8 protein-coding genes and 1 pseudogene are annotated in these 6,581 nt (G+C 56.8%); 5 read left to right on the top strand and 4 right to left on the bottom strand.

Features of this window, described 5'->3' with window-relative positions; genetic code table 11:
• Positions 1–90: 90 nt before the first annotated feature.
• Positions 91–696 (bottom strand): cupin domain-containing protein, encoded by a 606-nt coding sequence (locus AWB81_RS39370; RefSeq protein ID WP_235026155.1) that lies wholly within the window; start codon positions 694–696, stop codon positions 91–93.
• Between the two features lie 610 nt (positions 697–1,306).
• On the opposite strand from AWB81_RS39370, the gene AWB81_RS39365 reads away from it, so the two are divergent.
• Both AWB81_RS39365 and AWB81_RS47700 read left to right on the top strand, forming a co-directional pair.
• The gene (locus tag AWB81_RS39365) at positions 1,307–1,954 is read left to right on the top strand and encodes a hypothetical protein (protein ID WP_062643660.1); all 648 of its coding nucleotides are present in this window, start codon (positions 1,307–1,309) and stop codon (positions 1,952–1,954) included.
• Between the two features lie 150 nt (positions 1,955–2,104).
• The gene (locus AWB81_RS47700) at positions 2,105–2,476 is read left to right on the top strand and encodes a hypothetical protein (RefSeq protein WP_087135525.1); all 372 of its coding nucleotides are present in this window, start codon (positions 2,105–2,107) and stop codon (positions 2,474–2,476) included.
• A 50-nt stretch (positions 2,477–2,526) separates the two neighbouring features.
• Here the strand turns inward: AWB81_RS47700 and AWB81_RS47695 are convergent.
• Both AWB81_RS47695 and AWB81_RS39350 read right to left on the bottom strand, forming a co-directional pair.
• Positions 2,527–2,688: pseudogene (locus tag AWB81_RS47695) on the bottom strand (ATP-binding protein); the annotation flags it as partial.
• Positions 2,689–2,729: 41 nt separating this feature from the next.
• Positions 2,730–3,569: an H-NS family nucleoid-associated regulatory protein gene (locus tag AWB81_RS39350; RefSeq protein WP_087135524.1), complete on the bottom strand. Its 840-nt coding sequence runs from the start codon at positions 3,567–3,569 to the stop codon at positions 2,730–2,732.
• 229 nt (positions 3,570–3,798) lie between these two features.
• On the opposite strand from AWB81_RS39350, the gene AWB81_RS39345 reads away from it, so the two are divergent.
• From AWB81_RS39345 to AWB81_RS47690, 3 genes are all read left to right on the top strand, one after another.
• On the top strand, positions 3,799–4,431 hold the full coding sequence (locus AWB81_RS39345; RefSeq protein WP_062643656.1) for a cysteine hydrolase family protein: 633 nt from the start codon (positions 3,799–3,801) through the stop codon (positions 4,429–4,431).
• A 535-nt stretch (positions 4,432–4,966) separates the two neighbouring features.
• The gene (locus AWB81_RS39335) at positions 4,967–5,371 is read left to right on the top strand and encodes a hypothetical protein (protein WP_062643651.1); all 405 of its coding nucleotides are present in this window, start codon (positions 4,967–4,969) and stop codon (positions 5,369–5,371) included.
• Positions 5,372–5,592: 221 nt separating this feature from the next.
• On the top strand, positions 5,593–5,928 hold the full coding sequence (locus tag AWB81_RS47690) for a hypothetical protein (RefSeq protein ID WP_087135523.1): 336 nt from the start codon (positions 5,593–5,595) through the stop codon (positions 5,926–5,928).
• 204 nt (positions 5,929–6,132) lie between these two features.
• On the opposite strand, the gene AWB81_RS39325 is transcribed toward AWB81_RS47690, so the two are convergent.
• On the bottom strand, positions 6,133–6,581 hold a 449-nt coding region (locus AWB81_RS39325), incomplete at its 5' end, for an alkaline phosphatase family protein (protein ID WP_327373328.1).

Below are 6,581 nucleotides of genomic sequence, written 5' to 3'. Positions count from 1 at the left end.
CTTTGCAGCGCAGCTTCCGCACCGCTGAGAAGGCCGTTAACACCTGGTGCGATCAGGTCAAAATCGCCGCGTAGAAACTTGACTCGACTGCTACAAGATCAATTCAGTCAAGGAATCTAGTAACTCAAGTGTCGACCTGCTAACGGAACCTTGAACGCTTTCGTCGAGCGTTGCGATTTCATTTGAAAGGGCGAGAAGGTGAACGGCCAGCAACGAGCCGACGCCGGTGCGACTTTCGATTTTGCCGCCGGTGGGCGGTTGTTTGCGTTCCGGCAGCCGCTCCCGCATTACCGACCACGGAATCATCAGCGTTACCTTGTGAAGGCGCTCTAGGACCTCGAACTCGACAGCCTGGTCGGTTGTCCAGACGACGACATCTCCAGATACGACCTCCACGCCGGAATCTCCAATCTTGAACCGCTCACGGCCGGCGGTTGTCAGTTGAACGCCAACATAAAGCTCATCGTCGTGGCGGACCTGGCCGCGGGTGCGTTGGCCCATGCAAGGGTCACAAACCGTCTCGACAATCCCCGCTCCGGCAAAATCATGTTGTTTGACGTGAGCAAAGAACGTCGCTGGGAGGCGATGTGGAACCTGCCATTCCCGATAGCTCGAGCTCAGCACCGATTCCCACGCATCTGTGCGGTCCCCCAGGGGAACGTCACTCGTTGACCATTCGGTCGATGGATTCTGCATGTCACGTCTCCTGTCTCCATCATCGCATCGCAGCAATTTCATTCGTGCCACGTATGGGTACTTTTACTTGTTTAACCTAACCGCGAAGGGCGCCCACAAGCAATAGGATGAAGCCCTGTTGCAGCCCTATTTCCGTTTGACTCTCGAAGAGCCGAGGAGATTCGGTGCTACCGCAATTCTCCAACTTTGTCAGAGGCGCCACCGCAGGAGCACTTAAAGGCCTGGAGAACTGACGCACGAGGTGGGTTTACTTAACTGGTGTCAGCTACGTCGGTTGAAACGTCGGTATCCAGCGTTGCCCATGCGGGCCGGCGTGTTCGTTGAACAAGTCTTTCCATGCGCGAAGCAAAATGAAAGCGGCCAGCCGATGCGGAACGAAAAGCAACAAATAGCCTTTTTAACGTTGGAAGCCTATGACCCTCAGTGGGTAGCCTGGCGGTCGGATTCTTTATTGCGGTTTGAAGCCGCTCTGCATCGGGTGTAAGGTGGTGTCCCTGAAGGACAATTGCCTGATTTTGAGGTGCTCGTGCGGGCGCAGGTGAGTGGGATTGGTTGTTTGGAACGGCGAACACGTCCCGTGCCTCTGAAGTTGAAAAGAGGGTGTATCGGTATGGCCGACAAGGAAAATGCGCGCTACTTGATTCCGTTCGACGCCGCACAGGAAAAAGCACAGCTTTTGCAGGAACTGGCCGGCGGCAAGAATGCGTTGCGCTTGAATCAAGCGCTTGAGGCCGTGGCGTTAGGATGCGGATTCGAGCGGTGGCGTGAGTTGGCGGCTACTAGCGCGAGATTGGAGGCAGGCGAGGCTAATTCCCTCCGCATCTCCGCGCACATGCTTGCCGATGACCATCACGTTGACGCAGAGACGCTTGCGGCTCGGCGCGCACTGCAGGTGGAAGCCGTTCGAGGCGTCATCACATGTTCGTACGCACGAGCGCAAGAACTCGTGGCCCAGTGGGCTCTGTCCGGCACGCCGCACGGTCTTCAAACGACTCCCGCAAGAGCTGTTGACGCCTTCCGTGAGGGCGACAACAAGCTAGCCATTCCAGCAGACTACCGGGAAGGCGACGACAAAACGAGTAGTTCAGTGGCTGGTGGCGACTCGGAGCAGATATTTGAGGAATTGCTCAACGATGCTTTGTTTGCGGCCACGCAGGAGCCCGGCCCCGACGAATCTCCGTACGCGCCGCCTTCTACGCGTTTCGCACCAGTCGAAGTGCGCTACAAGAAGCGTCGCTTACCAGCCGATGGGAGGTAGGTTATTGGCTACAGTGGACGTATCGCCGTTGGGGTGGACAGTAGCCGGAATGGTCGGCAGGGGCGCTGAGAGCGGGAGTCAACGGGCTCGCTTCGGCATATCAAAGAGGGGTCGAGCGCGAACCTACGCAGAACGTTGCGCTAAATATCGATGCCATCCAAGGTCCGAAACTCGTTGCTCTGGATATTCGAGCCTCTCGAGGGCGAGGAGACGTATTTCCGAAAACGAATGTTTGGCTGCGACGCGGCTTACATCGACGGGCTGCTGTGCCTGGTTGTGGCTGACCGGGATGAACCGTGGAACGGTTTGCTGGTATGCACATCGCAGGAACGTCATGCAGCCCTTATCGAGGAAATGCCGGCCCTGCGGCCGCATCAGGTTCTCGGGAAATGGCTTTGCGTAAAGCAGAGCGACCCTGGATTTGAGGAAGTTGTCCGTCGGGTCACGTCGCTTGTACTTTCACGTGATTCACGAATAGGCGTCGAGCCGAGACCACGACGAAGGGCATCAAAGCTTCAGTGATGGCCTTCAGTTGTCGGCGCCGATTTGAATCGGACCACTCGAGTCCTAACCTAAGTGGCTGCTTGCGTTGGTGGTCGCGTGGTCGTTTGTCCCGCCTCCCCTCTGTCCTGTAGGCGGTAGCTTCCGCCACTGGTTTGCACGATGTCTGCGTAATGCAGTAACCCGTCGAGCGTCGCGGCGGTGGCCGTCTGGTCGTCGGCCAACGCCGCGGCCCATTGCGTGAACTAGATGTGCCGCATGTCACTGCGAAATCCTACGCCGATGCGGTGCTCGCTGCTTCAGGCGTCGGCATCGTCGCCGTCGCCGTCGCCGTCGTAGGAGCGACCTTTCGTGAGGTCGTTTTGCGAGCGGAAGCCCTTTTCGCAGTGACGGTTGCCTCGGTGGAGGCCTTTTTCGTGGCCTTCTTTGGGCTGGCTGACTTTTTCGATGCCGTCAGCTTCCTGGATGCGACCGTCTTCTTGGTGCCAACCTTCTTGCTCGCAGCGATGGGATTCGGTGCGGCTTTCGACTTGGTCGCCTTGCGAGTAGCGGACGCATCTTTCGGAGCGACAGCCGTTTGTTTAACCAAAAACTTGCTTCGGTCCTTCGCCGAGGCTAACCATTTGGGAGCAGGGCCGCGACCGCTCCACGTGGCTCCCGACTTTGGGTCCTGATATTTTGGAGGCAACGCACCTTTTGATTGCACGTTGCGAACTGGAGTCTTTCCGCTGGATGCGCCGACTGTCTTTGTTGGAGACGCGGTACCGGCGCCATCGATGAGAAATTTTGTGCGGTCTTTCACGTCTCTAATCCACGCGGGCGGTCGAGCGTGTCCGCTCCATGTTTCGCCGGTTTTCGGATTCAGGTACTTTGGCGGCAGTTTCCCTTTCACACCGACTGTTTGCTTGGCGTCTCGCTCCGCGACACTCGAACCTGACGCCTTTGCTTCTCTCTTCGCTTTCGCCTTGGCTTCAATATCTGCTGTAGTGAGCCCGTGCTTGAGCATCAACTGACGAATCTGGTCGACCGCTGCCTGCGCTTTCTTCGCGAGCATCGCTTCTGCTTGGACTTGCAGTTTCTTCATTCGTACCTGGATTTGTTCTAATGTCGCCATGTTGACCTCCGTGGTGGTAGCGTATCGAACTATGACGCGTGCCCTGCGAAAAAGTGCGGTATTGTCTCCCGCGCAGGCCAGCTCGCATCGATGACACCTTTTTACTACTTATTTCACGGGCCGTCTTCTTCCCAGTGATGAACAAGCAGCCTTATACGAACTCTTGACTCGGACGGTCCCGAGAGGGGAATAGCCGACTTATTCACGCCTGAAACGTTAGGAGGATGCGATGAACGCAATCATTTATCCGGCTGGTTGTACTGCTTTGCTTTTCGTTGACCCTTATAACGACTTCCTCGCCGAAGGAGGGAAATTGTGGCCACGAGTATCCGGCACCAAAAATGCGGAACACTTGCATCAGAATCTGAAGAGCGCGACGGCAGCCGCGCGAAAGGCGGCCATTCCAGTATTCATCGTTCCCCATCATCGATTCGAGCCAGGTGATTTGGCCGGATGGACACATCCCACCCCTTATCTTGCCGGCTCTGCCAAAGCGCTCGTGTTCCAAAAAGGCAGTTGGGGCGGAGAATGGTTCCCGGACTTTGCACCTCAGCCCGATGACGTAGTTGTGAAAGAGCATTGGATGAGCAGCGGCTTTGCCAATACCGACCTCGATTTTCTCTTGAAGCAGCGGAACATTACCCACGTCATTCTAGTTGGCCTCGTCGCGAATACATGCATCGAGTCCACTGGACGTTTCGCCGCAGAGCTTGGGTATCACGTCACGCTGGTTCGCGACGCGACCGCGGCTTTCTCAGATGAGGCGCTTCATGCGGCGCACGAAATCAACGCCGCGACGTATGCACACCAATTGATAACGACGGAGGAGTTAGTTCGTGCATTGCAGCCGGCGGCTAGTTGACCTGCGATGACCCGCATTGAGCCGGGAGGGAGTGATGCAAGCAGCTCTTGAAACCCAGGCAACTCAAGCGCAATAGCACGGCAATACGCCGCAATGGCCTTCATCGGTGGCTCAAATACTCGACGCAGGCGCGGTACGCCGACTGTACCGCGGGAGACCGATAGTCCAACTGCCACCGGTCAACGCCATACAGCCTTGCTAGGGACGGTTCGTCAGATGGAAATGGAATCGATAGGCGCGGCGCCAAGCAGTTCGCAGCATGCACGAGAATGAGTCGGTCCTGCCACTCCGCGGAGCCGTTGTTGGCTCGCAGCCAAATTCGCAGGGACTCGACGAGGTTTTCGGTCGTCAGCCATTTATCGGTAAGTGCACGAGCAACGAGTTGAGATACAACGAGGTAGCAAAGGAGTTCCGCGCGCGCTTCGTCATCAAGATTGTGTGGCATGTTACTCACAGATACCTCCTGCTTTTGAGACGCGCCCTCCAAGCTAGTATGGTCCAAATCATCGGACACTGACGGACTCGAGGCTGCTGGATGAGATTGGGGATAGACGATATGCAGCAATGGCGGCCCTTCTTATTTTACTGTTGCTTTTTGGCGAATACCGCGGTTGCAGCAAGCCTGGAAAATCGCGAAGCTGTCCAGACAGACATCATCGAAGCCGCAGCGGCGAACACTCATTTTGGCATCGAGTACTGTGACCTTTCGTCGGGAAAAGCGTCTGCGTACAGGGCGAAAGTGAGAGCTCGAGTGGGGGAGCCTGACGACTTCGACGCTCGCTGGAATCAAGGCTGGGACGGCGAGCAGGAGACGATAGGCGGCTACCAGAAGTTGCGGGTTCAAAATCCGTCGTCCTTTGCAAGCAATGTCGCCGCAGCGTGCGAAGCGATTGCGACGGAGACCGAGAGTCAACCGTGGCCTCCGAACCTGCGTGAATAGTGGCTTGCGGCTCCGTACGTCAAATCTCAAAATCGAAACGAGTTTTCCGCGAGTCGAATCATCCATTTTGGACCTTGGCGTATAACCCACGAGTCGAGCGTCAACAATTGGTAACGAATGTCACATCTATGCAGTATTCCGGCGGGTAGAGCGGAACGTTAGATGCAGGGACTGGCAAACGCCTTGATTGTCGGCGCCATGCATTCTGATAAAGGCCGGATATGACAGAAAAGATAGGTTTGGCGACGCTGGCCTTGGCCGTAGGCGCTATATCGACGGTGGCCTCTGCCCATGTGGACGTAGGAATTGGGTTAGTCGCGCCAGCTCCACTGTATTACCCGGCCCAGCCAGTGTATCCGCCGCCGCCAATGGTCTACGCGCCACCGCCTCCGCCAGTTGTCTACGGTCCGCAGCCAGCGCTTGTGTATGGCGACGACGACTGGCGTCAACGTGAATGGCGCGAACACAGAGAGTGGCGTAAACGCCAATGGCGCCATCACGAGGAACGCGCGCGCGAGCACGCATGGCATGAGCGGGACGGACGGGGCGACGACTGATTCGCGCCAGAGGAGCGGCTTATTGACTGGCCTTTACAGGAGATTAACGATGAAAACCCGCGGTAGCTGTGCTTTAATTCTCGCGTTGCTCTCTTTCAGCAACATTCAAATGGCAAATGCAGCAGGCTGCATTAAAGGCATGCAGACCATATGTTGGTGGATGGTTTGAGGTCGCATCGGCGGCGCAAAGATGCAGTTTTTCTATCAACGATGTGCGTAGAGTGGAAGGAATGGGTCTTTGGAGCGGGGAGAACCCTCGCTCGTAGGTCGGACAGTCCCAGTGGGGAGGGCCGCAGGACACACCGGAATGTCCGGGCGCGCGGTCGCTAAAGCGAGCATCTTTGAAAGGTCATCGGCAGCACGCACGCGCGCTGTCAGATTGAGCAAGCCGTTCAGCCCGAGCAACTTGTCGGCAGTCTTCAGAATTGACGTATGGTCGTAAAGCGTATGGTCGATAGTGCCGGCCGAGACGTAGGGAGAAATCACCAGGGCTGGAACGCGCACGCCGAAGCGGTCAAAGGCAAAGTTGTGCGCGTTTAGCTTCTTGTTTTCAGCCGCGCCGGGCGGAACCGCAATCGGAGGCCGCACATGGTCGAAAAAGCCTCCGTGCTCGTCGAATGTGATAACGAACAGACTGCTGGGCCAGAGCTTTG

It is taken from the genome of Caballeronia arationis (genome assembly GCF_001544975.2).
GTDB lineage: Bacteria > Pseudomonadota > Gammaproteobacteria > Burkholderiales > Burkholderiaceae > Caballeronia > Caballeronia arationis.
The sequence above is the reverse complement of the archived record's forward strand: the minus strand, read 5'-3'. Positions and strand labels throughout refer to the sequence as shown.